Origin of the sequence: Streptomyces sp. NPDC004539, assembly GCF_040610055.1 — a bacterium.
Classification (GTDB): domain Bacteria; phylum Actinomycetota; class Actinomycetes; order Streptomycetales; family Streptomycetaceae; genus Streptomyces.
In genome coordinates this window covers 17,101-35,161 of the sequence record NZ_JBEXLS010000029.1, presented here as the reverse complement: position 1 = coordinate 35,161, position 18,061 = coordinate 17,101, and the positions used below count along the sequence as shown (strand labels likewise).

The window sequence follows — 18,061 nt, the reverse complement described above, 5'->3', positions numbered from 1 at the left end:
GCCATGAACACCCCCACCACGCCGACCAGCCCCGCCGGGCCGAACCAGGCGAACAGCACGACCGGCACGACGACTGTCATCACGAACATCGGCACTCTGGTCACCAACGACCCCTCCCTCGGCGACAGGTCTCCACTCGGACTGATCCAGGACGCGGCCGTCGTCATCGAAGGCGACCGCGTCGTGTGGACCGGTGAGAAAAGCAAAGCACCCGCCACTGACAATCGGTTCGACGCCGCCGGCCGCACCCTCCTGCCCGGCTTCGTCGACTCCCACTCCCACCTCGTCTTCGCGGGCGACCGCACCGCCGAGTTCAACGCGCGCATGTCCGGCCGCCCCTACACCGCCGGGGGCATCCGTACGACGGTGGCGGCGACCCGCGCCGCGAGCGACGCCGACCTGGAGGCGAACCTCGTCCGCCACCTCACGGAAGCCCTCCGCCAGGGCACGACGACGATGGAGACCAAGTCCGGGTACGGCCTGACGGTCGCCGACGAGTCCCGCGCGCTGCGCCTCGCCGCCCGCCACACCGACGAGGTCACCTACCTCGGCGCCCACATCGTCTCCCCCGACCTCGCCGCCGACCCCGCCGCGTACGTCGCCCTCGTCACCGGCGAGATGCTCGACGCCTGCGCCCCGCACGCCCGCTGGATCGACGTCTTCTGCGAGAAGGGCGCGTTCGACGAGGACCAGGCGCGCACGATCCTCACAGCGGGCCGGGCCAAGGGCCTCCAACCCCGCATCCACGCCAACCAGTTGACCTACGGGCCGGGCGTCCGGCTCGCCGTGGAGTTGGACGCGGCCAGCGCCGACCACTGCACCCACCTGACGGACGCGGACGTCGACGCCCTGGCGAGCGGCAACACCGTCGCCACCCTCCTCCCGGGCGCCGAGTTCTCGACCCGAGCCGAATGGCCGGACGCCCGCCGCCTGTTGGACGCGGGCGTCACGGTCGCCCTCTCCACCGACTGCAACCCGGGCTCGTCGTACACGTCCTCGGTCCCGTTCTGCATCGCGTTGGCAGTACGGGACATGGGCATGACCCCCGACGAGGCGGTGTGGTCGGCGACGGCGGGAGGGGCGGCGGCACTGAGGCGCACGGACGTGGGCCGCGTAACCCCGGGCGCCCAGGCGGACTTGCTCCTCCTGGACGCCCCGAGCCACGTACACCTGGCGTACCGCCCGGGGGTACCACTGACGGCGGAAGTGTGGAGACGAGGGAAGCGAGTTTCTTAGGGGCGCGGGGAACTGCGCGATCAGCCACAACGCTGCCGCACCCGCTACTCCTCCAAAGTCAACCCCTTCCGCAGGCGCACCAATGTCCGAGCCAGCAGCCGAGACACATGCATCTGCGAAATCCCCAACTCCTCCCCGATCTCGGACTGAGTGAGCCCCGCGACGAAGCGCAGCGACAGGATCTTCCGGTCGCGGGGCGCCAGTTCGGCGATCAGCGGCTTCAACGACTCGATGTACTCGATCCCTTCGAGCCCATGGTCCTCGTACCCGATCCGATCGGCCAACGCCCCTTCGGACTCGTCGTCGTCGGGCTGCGCGTCGAGGGAGGAGGCGGTGTACGCGTTGGACGCGGCCATCCCCTCCACGACCTCGTCGGCGCTGATGCCAAGCCGCTCGGCCAGCTCGGCGACGGTCGGCGCCCGATCGAGCCGCTGGGCCAACTCGTCGCCCGCACGGGCGAGTTCGAGCCGCAGCTCCTGAAGCCGCCGGGGCACCCGGACGGACCAGGACGTGTCCCGGAAGAACCGCTTGATCTCGCCGACGACGGTCGGCATCGCGAAGGTGGGGAACTCCACGCCCCGGCTCAGCTCGAACCGGTCGATCGCCTTGATCAGCCCGATCGTGCCGACCTGGACGATGTCCTCCATGGGCTCGCTGCGCGAGCGGAACCGGGACGCCGCGAACTTCACGAGCGCCAGGTTGAGTTCGACGAGGGTGTTGCGGACGTACGCGTGCTCGTAGGTGCCCTCTTCGAGGGATTCGAGCCGGGCGAACAGCGTCTTGGACAGCGCGCGTGCGTCGACGGCGCCGATCTCGTCGTAGGGCGGGATCTCGGGGAGATCCGCGAGGGGGTCGAGGTCGTGGGGATCAAGCTGTTCCGGTGGGGGTGTCGACGCCGCCGTCGGGGGCCGGGATGCGTCGAGCCGGGGTGACATGTCGTCCTCCATCGTTCTCGGCAGGTGTCGCGAATGGCTGCCGAAGCCAGTACATGTGGACTGCGGTGTGCGGCGCCTCCGAGGCCGTCCGGTCGTCTCCCCTGGAACCGGGGCTTCCTACTAGCCCTACCTGGTTCCCCGACCAGACCGCAAGTCCGATATGCACCATTTGTCAAGCTCCGTGCGGTTGTTCGGCTGTTCGGAGCCGGTGCGCAGGGCGTAGTGTGCGAGGGCATCGGTACGCGGCGGACGACCTCGGGAGAGAAGACGGCATGGACCACGGGACGGTCGGCAGCGCACAGTCGGGCCGGCTGCTGGTGGAGGTCCGGGAAGCGGGTGCCAGCGCGGTCGTGACACCCGCGGGTGAGCTCGATCACCACACCGCGGACCTGCTGCGCGATCCGCTGGACGCCTGTCTGGCGAAGGGTTTCAGCCGTCTCGTCATCGACTGCTCGCGGCTGGAGTTCTGCGACTCCACCGGGCTGAACGTGCTGCTCGGCGCCCGTCTCAAGGCGGAGGCCGCCGGCGGGGGAGTTCATCTCGCCGGGATGCTCCCCGTCGTCGCCCGGGTCTTCGAGATCACCGGCGCGGAGGCCGTCTTCACCGTGCACGCCTCGGTCGCCGACGCGGTGCCGGGGCCCGACGCGGACGGCTGAGACCGCCCGCCCGCCGGGGTGTGTTCCGCACGCCGGGCCGGGCAGGAGACTTCGTGAACATGTCGGCGGCACGCGGGCGGGCGCCGTCGACCCCTAGAGCGACCGGTACTTCTGGACCCGGTGAACTGGTGAGGTGAAGCGCTGATGAGCACCACCCGGCCCCCTGTGCCGAGTGACCGCGGCCCGGAACGGGAGTCGTCCGGCGGGGTTCGCCGACTGCGGCTCGACGGGGCCAGCGGGGTCGTGCCGCTCGCCCGGGACTTCGCCCGGCAGGCCCTGCACGCGTGGGGGTGGCTGCCGGCGGACGGCGCGGACCGGCGGGCCGCGGCCGAGGACGTGCTCCTCGTCGTCTCCGAACTGGTCACCAACGCCTGCCTGCACGCCGGGGGGCCCGACGAGATCCGCATCTCCTGCGACAACAAGGTGATCCGGGTCGAGGTCGTCGACCGCGGCACGGGCCAGCCGGCCCCCCGCACCCCGCACCGCGCCGGCCGCCCCGGCGGACACGGCATGTTCATCGTGCAGCGGCTCTGTCTGGACTGGGGGGTCGTGCGGACGTCGGGGGTGGCCGGCAAGACGGTCTGGGCCGAAGTGGGCGCCCCCGTCTGACCCGCAACACGAAGCACGCCCGGCCCACCGGGGACCGGGCGCACTCCAACTCCCTCACACCCGCGCGGTGTTGCCCGTGAAGGCGGCCCACTGGGCGGGGGTGAAGACCAGGGCGGGGCCGTGGCCGTCGTGCTTGGTGTCGCGTGCGGCGACTTGTCCGTTGCCGAGGAAGGCGACCTCGACGCAGTTCGAATTGGCGTCGCTGCGGGTGCTCTTGCGCCAGACCGCGCCGGTCAGGTCGGCACTGTTCACTTGCCTAGCTCCTTCGCTACTTGCTTGAGGAGGCGCGTGCTGCCCGTCCCGTCGAGCGCCGAGCCCCAGATGTCCTTGAACGCCGCGTCGTAGCGCTCGATCTCATCGGTTTTGTCGAGGTACAGAGAACCGGTGAACCCCTCCACGTAGACCGTGGGGGGTTCGGTGTCCCGGCCGTCGCCGGTGACCGGGAATCGCATCAGGACGAACGGGCCGGACATGACTCCCGTGTGCAGCCCTGCGGAGTAGGGCACGACGCGGATGTTCACGTTGTCCAACTCGTCCAGCTCCGCCAGCCTGTTCAACTGACCGGCCATGATCTTCGCGCTCCCGACCGGGCGATGCAACACCCCTTCGTTCAGGACAACGTCAACCTTGGGCGCATCCGTGACCCGGGTCAGCAACACCTGCCTGGTGATGCGTACGTGCGTCCGTCGCTCGATCTCTTCCTCGTCCCGATCGGGGACGAGGCCGATCACGGTGCGGGCATAGTCCGGCGTCTGGAGCAGGCCGGGGATCACCTCCGACTCGTACCACTGGATGGAGGTGGCGGCTTCCTCCAAGCCGACGTAGAGATCGAAGGAATCCGGGATCACATCCCCGTACGAGTGCCACCACCCCTTGCTCTTCGTCTCCTTCGCGAGCCCCATCAGTGCCTGCGTCAACTCGGCAGGCGCCCCGTACACCTTGCACATGGCCTCCACGTCGAGGCTGCGCAGAGAGGTCTGCCCGGTCTCGATGCGCCAGAGCTTCGGTTCCGACCACTCCAGCTTGGAGGCCGCCGCCCGCACCGTGAGCGGACGGAACAAACACCGTCCGTGAGCGTGACGGCAAGGAGGCAGGGCCATGAAGCCGCTGATCTTCGGCTACATGCGGGTCCCCGACGACATGAGCGACGAGGAGGTGAAGCGGAAACAGGACGGCATGACCGTCTACGCGGAGGCCAACGGCTTCGTCCTGGCGACCGTCCACCACGAGTTCGCCGACGGCAGGGTGGACGCCTTCGCCGAGACGGTCGAGGCCATCCGGCGTGCCGAGTCCCACCACCTGCTCGTGCCGTCCTACGGCGACCTGGCCTTCAGCCGGGCGCTCCAGGACGCCATGGTCCTGGCCGCCGAGCACGCCTCCGTGGAGGTCGTGAGTCTGGAAGAGCGCGCGTGAACCAGTGCCCGGACGGCGCCGTTCCCTTCTACTTCTCCCACCGGCCCCGTTTCGCCGACCGCCTCTCCCTCCCCGCCGTCCCCTCCTCGGTGAGCCTCTCCCGTGACTTCACCCGGCTCGCTCTCGCCAAGTGGCCCGCCCGGCTCATCGAGGACGACGCCCTCCTCGTCGTTTCTGAACTCGTCACCAACGCCGTCCTGGCCACCCCGGACGACCTCGGCCTCGTGACCGTCCGGCTGCTCGGTCTGCGCACCGGTCTCGTCGTCGAGGTGGGGGACGGCTCGCCGAAGGAGCCGGTACCGACTGAGCCGGACGAATACTCCGAGGGCGGGCGGGGACTGCTGCTGGTCCGGGAGCTGGCGGCCCGCTGGGGGTCCTGCGCGCTGCCGGACGGCAAAGTCGTCTGGGCGGAGATCGCCGTTCAGGGGAACCCGTCGCGGCAACGGCTTGACGGCCGCGCGGAGACGACCTGGCCCCTTGCACTCCGCACCCCCCTTTCTCTTCCCTCCTCAAGCCCTCCGGCGTACCTTGACGCACCAAATCTGATGGAGCGTCAGGGGTGAGGGATCGTGGCCAAGCGGAAGCGGAGTGTCGTGCTCGCGTCGGGCGCGGTCCTGGCCGGGGTGGGGGTGCTGAGTGCGGCGCCGCTCGCCAGGGCCGCCGTCGTCGAGGTCAACTACGCCTGCAAGACGCCCATCGGGGACAAGAGCGCGGTGTCGCCGATCGACGTCACGGGGGAGAAGAGCGGGAGCGGTTACCGGATCACGATGTCCTGGCAGAAGGGCGTCTCGTCCAGCCCGGTCGAGCTCGGGGCCGGGGCGATGAAGCCGAGGGCGACGGTGAAGGTGGGCGGCGCCGACAGCGGGACGCTCACCGTCACCGGCGCCGCCAACCAGGCCGCGATCCCCGCCAACACCCCCATAAAGATCAGCGACTTGAGCGGGACGTACACCCCGAGGAAGTCCGGCAAGGTCACCTTCACCCCCGGCGTCCTGACGATCGTCGCGCTCGGTACGACGACGACCTGCACCCCCACCAACTCCCCGGGCCCCGCCCTCACGCTGGACGTCACGGCGTCGGGCGGGGGCGACACCCCGCAGCCCCAGCTGCCGCAGACCGGCCCCGAGGACTCGTTCGTGGCGCTCGCGACCTTCGGCGGGACGGTCCTGCTGACCGGCGCGGCCGGCGCCCTGTGGCTGAGTCGCCGTGCTCGTTAGGAGGGCCGCCGCCGCGCTCGTCGCCGCCCTCGTGCTGTGCCTGACGCTGCCGGGGGCGGCCGGCGCCGCGCCCGGACCGACGGTCCAGCTCGGCAAGTCCACGGCGGGCAAGGGGAGTTCGATCGGCGTCAGCGGCGCGGGCTGGCCCGCGAACACGCTGCTGACGCTGCTGCTGTGCGGTCAGTCCAGCCCGGCCCGGGGCGTGCTCGGCGGCACCAACTCCTGCGCCAACGCGGACGGCAGGGCCGTCACGACCGACGCGCAGGGCCGCTTCAGCCGCCAACTCCCCGTCGTGGACCCCCCGGTGCCCTGCCCGTGCGTCGTGCACGTCGCGACGGCGACCGGCGAGAAGGCCCAGGCCGACGCCGTGCTGAACGTCGCGGGGCACGAGGAGAAGGCGCTGCCCGAGGACACCGGGACCGGGGCGCTGCGCGTGCTGAACGACCCCCGACTCACCGGCTCCAGCGGCCTGTTGACCTGGTTCGGCGCCCCGCCCGCCCGCAAGTTCACCGTGACGGTCGGCAACGCCGGCACCACCTCCGTCACCAACCCCGTCTTCCAAGTCGGCACCGCGCACGGCGTGTTCGCCCCCGAGTGGGACGACCACCAGTGGAACGGCACCCTCGCCCCCGGCCAACGCGCCAAGCTGGAGCTGCCGTTCGAGCTGGGCAGCGGCGCGCACGGCGACTACACGGTCTCCCTGAGATACGGCGGCAAGATCCTCGCCGATCGCTCCTGGGACGTGGGCCGCCCCTGGGGCGTCGTCCTCTTCTGGGCCCTGGCCGCGATCGTCGTCCCCTCCGCCCTGTTCCGCATCGGGATGGCGGTCGTCGACCACGTCCGCCCCCGCCCCCACCGGCGTGGCCGTGCCCGCGAGCCGGAGCCGCCCCCGACCGTCACCCAGACCCTGCCGTGGTTCACCCCGGACACCCAGGGCCGCCTCTCCGCACCGCACGACGACCGAACCACCCACGGCAGGAAGGGCATTCAGTGAGAACCACCAGGAGAGCGGCCGTCGCAGTGGTCGCGGTCGGGACGGGCGCCCTGCTGGGCCTCATGACCGTCCCCGCCACGGCCGCCGAGGTGTCGTACGCCACCCACTGCGTCCCCCCAGCCGGCATCGAGCCTGTCGACGGGACCACCAAGGTCCAGATCACCGCACCGGCCACCGCGAAGGTCGGCGACACCGTGGACGTCGTCTGGAAGTTCGTCCAGGCCGCGTCCAAGAACCCGAACATCATCGACCTGCCCGCCAACTCTGTACTGCCGACAGGGACGTTGAAGGCGTCCGGGGTGCAGACCGGGGACGTGCCGATGACCGGGACGCGGGTGAACCCGGCGATCCCCAAGGGCGGGGAGATGGTCCTGTCGGACATGAAGGGCTCGCTGAAGCTGACGGCACCGGGGGAGGTGAAGCTGACGCCGGACGCGTACGTCGTCGACGCGTTCGGGACGAAGACGAACTGCGCGCCCAAGCAGGCGGTTTCGCCGGCCGCGACCATCACGGTGACCGGCGGGTCGACCGGGACACCGACGTCCACCGGCACACCTACGTCGACCGGGACGCCGACCTCCACCGGCACGCCGACCCCCACCGGCACGCCGACCCCCACCGGCACGTCGTCCTCGACGCCCTCACCCTCGTCCTCCCCCGAACAGACCGACTTCACCGGCAAGACCGTCGACGTCGCCTACACCTGCCAGTCGCCTCTGGGCGAGAAGAAGGCGACCTCGCCCGTCCAGATCAACGCCTCGAAGAACGGCGGGAGTTACGACCTCACCGTCCAGTTCAAGGGATCGGTGATGAACAGTCCCGCCGACATCCCGGCCGGTTCGGTGAAGCCGTCCATGGAGGTGAAGCTCGGCGGCGCGGACACCGGGACGGTCCATGTCGAGGGCCCGCTGAACTCCGGGGCGATCAAGACGGGCGATCCGATCGAACTCCCGGATCTGAAGGGGACGTACAAACCGGGGGCGACCGGTGAATCGACCCTGGCGCCCGGGGTGTTGCTCATCGAGGCGCTCAGCACGAAGACGATCTGCACGCCGGCCCAGAGCCTGGTGTCGCTGACGCTGACGACCGAGAAGCAGGAGGGCGGGGCGTCCGGCGGGTCCAGTACGAGTACGAGTACGAGCGGGGGGCTCGCGAACACCGGGGCCGAGGACCACGGCGGGCTGAAGGCGCTGGGGCTGGTCGCGGGGACGGCGATCCTGCTCGGGGGCGCGGTGTTCACGTTCCTGCCGGGGCGCAGGACGCGGTAGAGACGCGACGAGGGCCGTCCCCTGCCGGGACGGCCCTCGATGCGCGTCAGGTCAGTGGACGTCGCCCATCAGGGAGTTGACCCGCTTGCGGTACATCCACACGGCGCCGCCGGCGATCACGGCGAGGACGGCTTCGAGGGCGACGAAGCCCATCCGGTCCAGGTCCACGCCGCCGACGGCCGGGTTGGACAGCAGGGCCGTCACGGAGTCGCCCGCGGTCACCGCGAGGAACCAGACGCCCATCATCTGGGAGGCGTACTTCGTGGGCGCCATCTTCGTCGTGACCGAGAGGCCGACGGGGGAGAGGGTCAGCTCGCCCAGCGTCTGCACGAAGTAGATCCCGGCGACCCACAGCGCGGCGGCCTTGTGCCCGCCCTCGGCGATCGACAGCGGCGCGAGGAACAGGAAGAACGACGCGCCGATCAGCACCAGCCCGGCCGCGAACTTCACGATCGTGCTCGGCTCCTGGCCCCGCCGGTTCAGCCACAGCCACAGCCAGGCGAAGACCGGCGCCAGCGCCATGATCATCACCGGGTTGACCGACTGGTACCAGGAGACCGGGAACTCCCAGCCGAAGACCGTGTTGTCGGCCTTGCCCTCCGCGAACAGCGACAGCGTCGAGCCGCCCTGGTCGTAGATCATCCAGAAGACCGCCGCCGCGATGAAGAACCACACGTACGCCGACATCTTCGACTGCTCGGCCGCGTCCAGCTCCCTGTCCCGCTTGATCCGTCCGATCACCAGGACCGGCACGACGAGACCGACGACCGTCAGCGGGATCAGCGCCCAGTTCAGCGTGAAGTGCCCGGTGAAGCCGACGACGCCGTAGAACACGGCCGCGATCGCGAGCCAGACCAGCCCCTTGCGCAGGGTGGCCGCCTTCTCGGCGGCGGACAGCGGGGTCGGTACGACGTCGCTGCGCTCGCTCAGATGGCGCGTGCCCAGCAGGAACTGGCCGAGGCCCAGCGCCATGCCGACCGCGGCGAGCGCGAAGCCGAAGTGCCAGTTCACGTTCTCGCCGACCGTGCCGATCACCAGCGGCGCGGCGAACGCGCCCAGGTTGATGCCGATGTAGAAGAGCGTGAAGCCGCCGTCGCGGCGCGGGTCGTCCGGGCCGTCGTAGAGGTGGCCGACCATCGTCGAGATGTTGGCCTTCAGCAGACCGGAGCCGAGCGCGACGAGGCCGAGACCGCCGTAGAAGGTGCCGGAGGCCGGGACGGCGAGGCACAGGTGGCCGACCATGATGATCAGACCGGCGACGGCGACGGTCCGGCGCGGGCCGAGGACCCGGTCCGCGAACCAGCCGCCGGGCAGGGCGAGCAGGTACACGAGGGAGACGTACACGGAGTAGATCGCCGTCGCCGTACCCGCGCTCAGGTGCATACCGCCCGGTGCCACCAGGTACAGCGGCAGCAGGGCCCGCATGCCGTAGTACGAGAACCTCTCCCACATCTCCGTCAGGAAGAGCGTGGCCAGGCCGCGCGGGTGGCCGAAGAAGGTCTGCTCGGAGCCAGGGGTGTCCCGACGGGCCGAGTCCTTCGTCAGGCTGGTCGCCATGATGGATCGATCCTTGCTGCTGTTTACAGGTCGCTTACACCGGTACGCACGAAAAAGGACCCCCGGCGTCTTCGCCGAAGGTCCCCGCAGTGCAACAGGCGTTTGGCCACCCTAAGGCAGAGTAGGGGGCGAAATGGAAGCGTTTGAGGCATGGATCACAAGGTCCGGACCAATGCTGTGAGCCGGCTGGGCGCCCGGTACGCCCCTTCTTGCCCCTTGGTAAGAAACAGTCAGGGCGATCACACCCCTGGCCGCGCTCCGTGCGGACTACCATCAGCTTCATGACCCGTGTACTGCTAGCCGAGGACGACGCGTCCATCTCGGAACCGCTGGCCCGCGCCCTGCGCCGGGAAGGGTACGAGGTCGAGGTGCGCGAGGACGGACCCACCGCGCTCGACGCCGGGATGCAGGGCGGGATCGACCTGGTCGTGCTCGATCTCGGACTCCCCGGTATGGACGGGCTCGAAGTGGCGCGCCGGCTCCGCTCCGAGGGCCACACCGTGCCCATCCTCATCCTCACCGCCCGGGCCGACGAGGTCGACACCGTCGTAGGGCTCGACGCGGGGGCCGACGACTACGTCACCAAGCCGTTCCGGCTCGCCGAACTCCTCGCACGGGTACGGGCCCTGCTGCGGCGCGGTGCCGCGGAGCCGGCGCAGCCGCCCGCCACGCACGGCGTGCGGATCGACGTCGAGTCCCACCGCGCGTGGATGGGGGACGAGGAACTCCAGCTCACCGCCAAGGAGTTCGACCTGCTGCGGGTCCTGGTGCGGGACGCCGGGCGGGTGGTGACCCGGGATCAGCTGATGCGCGAGGTCTGGGACACGACGTGGTGGTCCTCCACCAAGACGCTCGACATGCACATCTCCTGGCTGCGCAAAAAGCTGGGCGACGACGCGGCGAACCCCCGGTACATCGCCACCGTGCGAGGCGTCGGCTTCCGGTTCGAGAAGAGTTAGGCACTACGCGCGTCACATCACAGGGGGCGCCGTCGCAGGGGTGGCCTCGAAAGTTTCCGTCGGAGTAGGACCGTGCGTCGTCGTCTCATCCAGTCCACCCTTGCCGTCGTTCTCGTCGTCATCGCCGTCTTCGGCGTCTCCCTGGTCATCGTCGAGAGCCGGACCATCAGCAACAGCGCCCAGGAGCGGGTCGACTCCGAGGCCGTGCGGCTGGTGGGGATCGTGGACAGCCGGCTGCTCGGCTCGGAGGACGTGAACGCCGAGATACTGCGCGACCAGGTGACGCAGGACCGGTACGCGGTGATCCGGATTCCCGGGCGGGCGCCGATCGAGATCGGGGAGAAGCCCGAGGGCGAGGTCATCCACGCAGAGGAGCCGGGCGAGGGCGGGGAGACCGTCCGCGTCGAGGAGCCGAAGTCCGCGGTGACCCGTGAGGTCGGGCGGACCCTGCTGATCATCGGCCTCGTCGCGCTGCTCGCCGTCATCGCCGCCGTCCTGCTCGCCGTCCGCCAGGCCAACAAGCTGGCCTCCCCGCTGACCGACCTCGCCGAGACCGCCGAACGCCTCGGCTCCGGCGACCCCCGCCCCCGCCACAAGCGGTACGGCGTCCCCGAGCTGGACCGCGTCGCGGACGTCCTCGACTCCTCCGCCGAGCGGATCGGCCGCATGCTGACGGCGGAGCGCCGCCTCGCCGCCGACGCCTCCCACCAGCTCCGTACGCCGCTCACGGCCCTGTCGATGCGGCTGGAGGAGATCACCCTCACCGACGACCTGGAGACGGTGAAGGAGGAGGCGAACGTCGCGCTGACGCAGGTCGAGCGGCTCACGGACGTCGTCGAGCGCCTCCTGACGAACTCCCGCGACCCCCGCACCGGCAACGCCGTCTCCTTCGACCTCGACGAGGTCATCCAGCAGCAGCTCGCGGAGTGGCGCCCCGCCTACCGCTCCGCGGGCCGCGCCATCGTCAGCTCCGGCAAACGCCATCTCCAGGCGGTCGGCACACCCGGCGCGGTCGCCCAGGTCCTCGCCGCCCTCATCGAGAACTCCCTCATGCACGGCGGCGGCACGGTCGCCCTCCGCACCCGCGTCACCGGCAACCAGTCCGTCATCGAGGTCACCGACGAGGGCCCCGGCGTCCCCGGCGACCTCGGCGCGCGCATCTTCGAACGGGCGATCAGCGGGCGCAACTCGACGGGGATCGGCCTGGCGGTGGCCAGGGACCTCGCGGAGGCGGACGGGGGGCGTCTGGAGATGCTCCAGGCACAGCCGCCGGTGTTCGGGTTGTTCCTGTCACGCACGCCGCCCTCGAAGAAGCCGACGGAGTCGGACGAGCCGACGGTCAGGTGAGAGGGCGGTTCGGTGAGGTGGCGGTTCGGTGAGGTGGCGGTTACGCCCGCTCGCCCACCCGTGCCGCAGCAGTCGTCGTCGTAGCCGACCGCTGTTCCAGGATCGCCTCGGCCCCGGCCACCGCCTCCGCCCCCGGCGTCGCCTTGAACACCCACGTCCGGTACGACCAGAACCGGAACAGCGTCGCGATCCCGATGCCGACGAACTTGAAGACGTTGCTCTGGAGCGGACTGTCCCAGTGGAACGAGTACGTCGCGACGTAGAGCACACCGTTCTCGATGACCATCCCGATCACCGAGAAGAACATGAAGAGCGTCAGCTCCTTGGTCCGCCCGCTCTTGTCCCGGTCACGGTACGTGAAGTACCGGAACCCGACGTAGTTGAAGATGATCGAGACGACCGTCGCGATCACACTCGCCCGGACCACCTGAAGGTCGGTGACCTGCCGTACGAGGTTGAAGACGGCGAGGTTGACCAGCAGCCCGGCCCCTCCCACCGCACCGAACTTCGCCACCTCGCGGATGATGCGGCGGAATCCGGAAGCATGCCCCGTGGAACCGTGTTCCATGCTCGTACAAGCCCCCGTCCGGGTCGGTTTCGTCAACCCAGCCATGCTAACCACCCCCGATGGAGGTTTCCTGTGGTCGACCTCACGGGTTGGAAACAGCTCGGGAAGCAGTGGGGAAACTGCGGGTATGAGCGAGGGAAACCGGCGGTAAGAGGCGCGGCGGACCGGCCGGACGGCGTGGCCGATACCCTGGGGGTGTGACGTTTCCGGTAGTCGGCATGGTCGGCGGCGGCCAGCTCGCGCGTATGACGCACGAAGCGGGCATCCCGTTGGGCATCAGGTTCAAGCTTCTCAGTGACACCCCGCAGGACTCCGCGGCCCAGGTGGTGAGCGATGTCGTCATCGGCGACTACCGCGACCTGGACACGCTGCGCGACTTCGCCCGGGGCTGCGACGTGATCACGTTCGATCACGAACACGTGCCCACGGAGCACCTCCGGGCCCTGGAGGCCGACGGCATCCCCGTCCGCCCCGGCCCGGACGCGCTCGTGCACGCGCAGGACAAGGGCGTGATGCGCGCGAAGCTCACCGCGATCGGCGTCCCCTGCCCGAGGCACCGCATCGTGAGCGACCCGGCGGACGTCGCCGCGTTCGCCGCCGAGGGCGACGGCTTCCCCGTCGTCCTCAAGACCGTCCGGGGCGGGTACGACGGCAAGGGCGTCTGGGTCGTCGACGGCCCCGAGGACGCGGCGGACCCCTTCCGCGCCGGCGTCCCCGTCCTCGCCGAGGAGAAGGTCGACTACGTCCGCGAGCTCGCCGCCAACGTCGTCCGCTCCCCGCACGGCCAGGCCGTCGCCTACCCCGTCGTCGAGTCCCGGCAGGTGAACGGCGTCTGCGACACCGTCATCGCGCCGGCCCCCGAGCTGGACGAGGAACTCGCCCTGAGGGCCGAGGAGATGGCCCTGACGATCGCCAAGGAACTCGGCGTCGTCGGCCACCTCGCCGTCGAGCTCTTCCAGACCCGCGACGGACGCATCCTCGTCAACGAACTCGCGATGCGCCCCCACAACTCCGGCCACTGGACCCAGGACGGCGCGATCACGTCCCAGTTCGCCAACCACGTCCGGGCCGTCCTCGACCTCCCCCTCGGCGACCCCCGCCCCCGCGCGAAGTGGACCGTCATGGTCAACGTCCTCGGCGGCGACTACCCCGACATGTACTCCGCGTACCTGCACTGCATGGCCCGCGACCCCCAGCTGAAGATCCACATGTACGGCAAGGACGTCAAGCCGGGCCGCAAGGTCGGCCACGTCAACACCTACGGCACCGACCTCGCCGACACCCTCGACCGCGCCCACCATGCGGCCGGCTACCTGAGAGGCACGATCACCGAATGAGCCCCGTCGTAGGCATCGTCATGGGTTCCGACTCCGACTGGCCCGTCATGGAGGCGGCGGCGCAGGCGCTCGACGAGTTCGAGGTCGCCTATGAGGTGGACGTCGTCTCGGCGCACCGTATGCCGCACGAGATGATCGCGTACGGGGAGCGGGCGGCGGAGCGCGGGCTGAAGGTGATCATCGCGGGGGCCGGGGGAGCGGCGCACCTTCCGGGGATGCTCGCGTCGGTCACCCCGCTGCCGGTGATCGGGGTGCCCGTGCCGCTGAAGTACCTGGACGGCATGGACTCGCTGCTGTCGATCGTGCAGATGCCGGCCGGGGTGCCGGTGGCGACCGTGTCCGTCGGGGGCGCGCGCAACGCGGGGCTGCTCGCCGCGCGGATTCTCGCCGCGCACGACGAGGAACTCCTCGGGCGCATGCGGGACTTCCAGCAGGAGCTGAACGACCAGGCCACCGAGAAGGGCAAGCGCCTGCGCGCCAAGGTCGAGGGGGCCAAGGGGTCCTTCGGGTTCGGCAAGTGAGCGCCGGGGCGGGCGGGACCGGGGACGCGGGGGTGGCGGGCGGCAGCCGGTCGCGGGAGGCCGTGGCGGAGCTTCTCGCCGAGTTCCCCGTCGTCGACGGGCACAACGACCTCCCCTGGGCGCTGCGCGAGCAGGTCCACTACGACCTCGGCGCGCGCGACATCTCCGTACGCCAGGACGCTCACCTCCACACCGACCTGCCGAGGCTGCGGGAGGGCGGGGTGGGGGCGCAGTACTGGTCCGTGTACGTCCGCTCCGACCTGCCCGACGCGGTCCCGGCGACGCTGGAGCAGATCGACTGCGTACGGCGGCTCATCGACCGCCACCCGGACGCCCTGCGGGCCGCGTACAGCGCGGCGGACATGGAGGCGGCGCGTACGGAGGGCCGGATCGCGTCGCTGATGGGCGCGGAGGGCGGGCACTCCATCGCCAACTCCCTCGGCACGCTACGGGGGTTGTACGCCCTCGGCGTGCGCTACATGACGCTCACCCACAACGACAACATCGCCTGGGCCGACTCCGCGACGGACGTCCCGAACGTCGGCGGGCTCTCGCCGTTCGGGCACGAGGTCGTCCGCGAGATGAACCGCCTCGGCATGCTCGTCGACCTCTCCCACGTGGCGCCCACGACGATGAGGGCGGCCCTCGACACGTCGTCCGCGCCGGTGATCTTCTCGCACTCCTCCGCCCGCGCGGTCTGCGACCACCCCCGCAACATCCCGGACGACGTCCTCGAACGCCTCCCCGCGAACGGCGGCATGGCGATGGTGACGTTCGTTCCGAAGTTCGTCCTCCAGGCGGCGGTCGACTGGACGGTCGCGGCGGACGAGAACCTGCGTTCCCACGGCTTCCACCACCTCGCCACCACGCCCGAGGCGATGGCCCTCCACCGGGCCTTCGAGGAGGCGAACCCCCGCCCCGTCGCGACCGTCTCCACCGTCGCCGACCACCTCGACCACATGCGTGAGGCCGCGGGCGTCGACCACCTCGGCATCGGCGGCGACTACGACGGCACCGCCTTCACCCCGGACGGCCTCCGGGACGTCTCCGGCTACCCCAACCTCCTCACCGAACTCCTCGACCGAGGCTGGTCCCGCACCGACCTCGCGAAGCTGACCTGGCAGAACGCGGTCCGCGTACTGGGCGCGGCGGAGGACGTGGCGCGGGGGACTCAAGGGACGCGGGGGGCGTCGACGGCGCGGATCGAGGAGCTGGACGGGGTCGGGTAGGGGAGGGGGCGCCGGGCGCGCGGCGGGGTCTCCTGCGGGGCGCCCGGCGGGGTCTCTTGAGGGGCGTACCGCGGGGCGCGCGGCGAAAACAGGTCGCGTACCCCCGAACGCCCCGTCCACCGTGAGACCCGCCCCGCCCCGTGCGACGGTTGCCGTACCGCTGATCACGACGCCGATCACGACGTACGGAGCCCCCTCATGGCAGAACTCCAGGACGAACTGCACCCCACCACCGCGGTCGGCGAGACGCCGCTGGAGGAGCCCTTCGGGGGCGTGACGGACGAGATGCCGGCCGGTATGAACGTGGGCGAGGCGTCCGGCGTCGCTGAGAACGACACCGCCACCGACACCCCCTATCCCCCCGCCCCCCTCGCCCGAGCCCGGCAGCTCCTCGCCGACCACCCCGTCGCCGACGGCCACGGCACCCTCCCCTGGGCCCTGCGCGGACTCCCCTGGTACGACCTCGAACTCGGCGAGACCGGCGTCGACACCGACATCCCCCGCCTCAGAGAGGGCCAGGTCGGCGCCGTGCTCTGGGCCCTGCACCTGCCCAGGCCCACCGACCGCCCCGTCGCCGTCACCCTGGAGCAGATCGACCTCGTCCGCGCGATCGTCGCCGCCCACCCCGAGGGCCTGCGCACGGCCCGCACCGCCGGGCAGGTCATCGACGCCCGCAACTGTGGCCGCGTCGCCGTCCTCCTCGGCCCCGCCGGCGCCCCCGCCCTGGACGACTCCCTCGCCGTCCTGCGCGTCCTGCACTCCCTCGGGCTGCGCGCCCTCACCCTCGCCGGCACGAGCTGGGCCAGCGAGGCGGGGCTCAGCCGGTTCGGTGAGGAGGTCGTGCGCGAGATGAACCGCCTCGGTGTCGTCCCGGACCTCTCCGGCGCCTCCGACGCGACGATCGTCCGCGCGCTGGCCCTCTCCAAGAGCCCGGTGCTGTGCACCCGCTCGGCCGCCCGGGCGCTGCGCCCCCACCCCGACAACCTCTCCGACGACCTCCTCGCCGCCCTCGGCCGCGCCAAGGGCGTCTGCATGGTCCCGCTGACGGCGGACCAGACCGGCCCCGCCCTGGAGGACGTCGCCGACCACCTCGACCACATCCGCGCGGTCGCGGGCCCGGCGTCCGTCGCCCTCTCCGGCGTCTACGACTCCCCGGCCGCCCACCCCGAGGGCCTCCCCGACCCCTCCGCCTACCCCCACCTCATCACCGAACTCCTCCGCCGGGGCTGGCCCGACTCCGACATCGCCCTCCTCACCTGGGAGAACCTCCAACGCGTCCTGCGCAGCGCCGACTTCCTCTCCCGCGCCGCCCAGGACCGCCGGGAACCGTCGACGGCGACCAGGGAGGAACTGGACGGCCGGCCGGGCACCGGTACGGGCCCCGCGCCGGTCAGATCCGGCACAGGCAGAACGGATGCCCGGCCGGGTCCAGGAACACCCTGAACCCGTCCTCGTCCGCCCGCCGCACGGCCCGTGCCCCCAGCGCCAGCACCCGCCGCTCGGCCTCGTCGACCTCCGCCCACGTGGACCCGGCGTCGACGTCGATGTGAAACTGCTGCTGGTCGTGGGCGCGGGCGGGCCAGACCGGGGGGACGTGGTCCGGGGCGAGGTTGAACGCGAGGCGGGGCCCGCCGGTGACGTACAGGACGACCCAGTCGTCCGCCTCTGCCGCCACCTCACCCCCGAGCACCGCCGCGTAGAACTCGGCGAGCCCCAGCGGATCGGGGCAGTCGACGACCACGGAACGGAAACGCCCGACAGCGGACATGGGACACACCCCTCAGCTCGACGAGCCCTTGCGCTCCGACAGACAGAACGGATGCCCCGCCGGGTCCAGAAGCACACGCCACCGGCCCTCCCGCGGACCGTTCGGCGCCCGCACCGCCCCCAGCGCCAGCAGCCGCCGCACCGCCGCCTCCAGGTCCTCCGCGTCCTCCACGTCGAAGTCGAGATGCGACTGCTGGGGCACGCCCGACTGGTCCGGCCAGGTCGGCGCGCGATACCCCGCCACCCGCTGGAACCCGACGAAGAGCCCGTCGGGAGTCACCAGCCCCGCGAACTCCGCATCGGACTCCGGATGCGTCTCCCACCCGGTCGCCTCCCGGTAGAACGCGGCGAGCGCGACAGGATCGGCACAGTCGAGCGTGACGGCGGTGAGCTTCACGAGGTCCCCCTGAACAGAGTCCGGCCCCCGGCATCATGGACACCGGGGGCC

At 71.0% G+C, this 18,061-nt stretch carries 21 protein-coding genes; 14 read left to right on the top strand and 7 right to left on the bottom strand.

The annotated features are described in order from the left end of the window. The first annotated feature begins 3 nt into the window (after positions 1-3). Entirely contained in the window at positions 4-1,236 is a 1,233-nt protein-coding gene (gene hutI / locus ABZX85_RS40830; protein WP_355881047.1) for an imidazolonepropionase, read from the top strand. Positions 1,237-1,280: 44 nt separating this feature from the next. Here the strand turns inward: hutI and ABZX85_RS40825 are convergent, their stop codons facing one another. Continuing rightward, a complete protein-coding gene (locus tag ABZX85_RS40825) occupies positions 1,281-2,171 on the bottom strand; it encodes an RNA polymerase sigma factor SigF (RefSeq protein ID WP_355881044.1) in 891 nt (296 codons plus the stop codon). Positions 2,172-2,443: 272 nt separating this feature from the next. On the opposite strand from ABZX85_RS40825, the gene ABZX85_RS40820 reads away from it, so the two are divergent. Together ABZX85_RS40820 and ABZX85_RS40815 are read left to right on the top strand one after the other, a co-directional pair. Then, positions 2,444-2,827 (top strand): STAS domain-containing protein, encoded by a 384-nt coding sequence (locus ABZX85_RS40820; RefSeq protein ID WP_355881041.1) that lies wholly within the window; start codon positions 2,444-2,446, stop codon positions 2,825-2,827. 144 nt (positions 2,828-2,971) lie between these two features. Further along, on the top strand, positions 2,972-3,436 hold the full coding sequence (locus ABZX85_RS40815) for an ATP-binding protein (protein WP_355881039.1): 465 nt from the start codon (positions 2,972-2,974) through the stop codon (positions 3,434-3,436). Between the two features lie 54 nt (positions 3,437-3,490). Here the strand turns inward: ABZX85_RS40815 and ABZX85_RS40810 are convergent, their stop codons facing one another. Then, on the bottom strand, positions 3,491-3,688 hold the full coding sequence (locus ABZX85_RS40810) for a DUF397 domain-containing protein (RefSeq protein ID WP_355881036.1): 198 nt from the start codon (positions 3,686-3,688) through the stop codon (positions 3,491-3,493). Next, positions 3,685-4,479 (bottom strand): helix-turn-helix transcriptional regulator, encoded by a 795-nt coding sequence (locus tag ABZX85_RS40805; protein WP_355881033.1) that lies wholly within the window; start codon positions 4,477-4,479, stop codon positions 3,685-3,687. Before ABZX85_RS40805 ends, ABZX85_RS40810 begins: the two co-directional genes overlap by 4 nt. Before the next feature lie 55 nt (positions 4,480-4,534). Here ABZX85_RS40805 and ABZX85_RS40800 point away from each other — a divergent pair, with 55 nt between their 5' ends. The 5 genes from ABZX85_RS40800 (at position 4,535) to ABZX85_RS40780 (ending at position 8,328) form a co-directional block, all read left to right on the top strand. Further along, positions 4,535-4,849, top strand: coding sequence for a recombinase family protein (locus ABZX85_RS40800; protein ID WP_355881030.1), 315 nt, complete (start codon positions 4,535-4,537; stop codon positions 4,847-4,849). Continuing rightward, positions 4,846-5,412 (top strand): ATP-binding protein, encoded by a 567-nt coding sequence (locus ABZX85_RS40795; RefSeq protein ID WP_355881027.1) that lies wholly within the window; start codon positions 4,846-4,848, stop codon positions 5,410-5,412. Before ABZX85_RS40800 ends, ABZX85_RS40795 begins: the two co-directional genes overlap by 4 nt. 6 nt (positions 5,413-5,418) lie before the next feature. Then, complete coding sequence (locus tag ABZX85_RS40790; protein WP_355881024.1) at positions 5,419-6,066, top strand: LPXTG cell wall anchor domain-containing protein; 648 nt, start codon at positions 5,419-5,421, stop codon at positions 6,064-6,066. Beyond that, complete coding sequence (locus ABZX85_RS40785; RefSeq protein WP_355881021.1) at positions 6,056-7,060, top strand: hypothetical protein; 1,005 nt, start codon at positions 6,056-6,058, stop codon at positions 7,058-7,060. The genes ABZX85_RS40790 and ABZX85_RS40785 overlap by 11 nt, the downstream gene beginning before the upstream one ends. Before the next feature lie 62 nt (positions 7,061-7,122). After that, the gene (locus tag ABZX85_RS40780; RefSeq protein ID WP_355881286.1) at positions 7,123-8,328 is read left to right on the top strand and encodes a hypothetical protein; all 1,206 of its coding nucleotides are present in this window, start codon (positions 7,123-7,125) and stop codon (positions 8,326-8,328) included. 51 nt (positions 8,329-8,379) lie between these two features. Here ABZX85_RS40780 and ABZX85_RS40775 read toward each other — a convergent pair whose 3' ends face one another. Beyond that, on the bottom strand, positions 8,380-9,885 hold the full coding sequence (locus tag ABZX85_RS40775) for an oligopeptide:H+ symporter (RefSeq protein ID WP_355881018.1): 1,506 nt from the start codon (positions 9,883-9,885) through the stop codon (positions 8,380-8,382). 281 nt (positions 9,886-10,166) lie between these two features. Between ABZX85_RS40775 and ABZX85_RS40770 the strand changes: the two genes are divergently transcribed. Continuing rightward, positions 10,167-10,844, top strand: coding sequence for a response regulator transcription factor (locus ABZX85_RS40770; RefSeq protein WP_355881015.1), 678 nt, complete (start codon positions 10,167-10,169; stop codon positions 10,842-10,844). Positions 10,845-10,916: 72 nt separating this feature from the next. Then, positions 10,917-12,191, top strand: a complete 1,275-nt coding sequence (locus ABZX85_RS40765; RefSeq protein WP_355881012.1) for an ATP-binding protein — start codon at positions 10,917-10,919, stop codon at positions 12,189-12,191. Between the two features lie 40 nt (positions 12,192-12,231). On the opposite strand, the gene ABZX85_RS40760 is transcribed toward ABZX85_RS40765, so the two are convergent. Further along, positions 12,232-12,759: a GtrA family protein gene (locus ABZX85_RS40760; protein ID WP_355881009.1), complete on the bottom strand. Its 528-nt coding sequence runs from the start codon at positions 12,757-12,759 to the stop codon at positions 12,232-12,234. A 197-nt stretch (positions 12,760-12,956) separates the two neighbouring features. Between ABZX85_RS40760 and ABZX85_RS40755 the strand changes: the two genes are divergently transcribed. The 4 genes from ABZX85_RS40755 (at position 12,957) to ABZX85_RS40740 (ending at position 17,289) form a co-directional block, all read left to right on the top strand. Continuing rightward, positions 12,957-14,096: a 5-(carboxyamino)imidazole ribonucleotide synthase gene (locus tag ABZX85_RS40755; protein ID WP_355881006.1), complete on the top strand. Its 1,140-nt coding sequence runs from the start codon at positions 12,957-12,959 to the stop codon at positions 14,094-14,096. Continuing rightward, on the top strand, positions 14,093-14,617 hold the full coding sequence (gene purE / locus ABZX85_RS40750; protein WP_355881003.1) for a 5-(carboxyamino)imidazole ribonucleotide mutase: 525 nt from the start codon (positions 14,093-14,095) through the stop codon (positions 14,615-14,617). Before ABZX85_RS40755 ends, purE begins: the two co-directional genes overlap by 4 nt. Positions 14,618-14,649: 32 nt before the next feature. Further along, positions 14,650-15,846 carry a dipeptidase gene (locus ABZX85_RS40745; protein ID WP_355881283.1) on the top strand — a complete coding sequence of 399 codons (1,197 nt, stop codon included), beginning with the start codon at positions 14,650-14,652 and terminating at the stop codon, positions 15,844-15,846. 198 nt (positions 15,847-16,044) lie between these two features. After that, entirely contained in the window at positions 16,045-17,289 is a 1,245-nt protein-coding gene (locus ABZX85_RS40740; protein WP_355881000.1) for a dipeptidase, read from the top strand. Here the strand turns inward: ABZX85_RS40740 and ABZX85_RS40735 are convergent. Both ABZX85_RS40735 and ABZX85_RS40730 read right to left on the bottom strand, forming a co-directional pair. Next, positions 17,237-17,614, bottom strand: a complete 378-nt coding sequence (locus ABZX85_RS40735; protein ID WP_355880997.1) for a VOC family protein — start codon at positions 17,612-17,614, stop codon at positions 17,237-17,239. The genes ABZX85_RS40740 and ABZX85_RS40735 overlap by 53 nt on opposite strands. A gap of 12 nt (positions 17,615-17,626) precedes the next feature. Then, positions 17,627-18,010: a VOC family protein gene (locus tag ABZX85_RS40730; RefSeq protein ID WP_355880994.1), complete on the bottom strand. Its 384-nt coding sequence runs from the start codon at positions 18,008-18,010 to the stop codon at positions 17,627-17,629. Positions 18,011-18,061 lie beyond the last annotated feature (51 nt).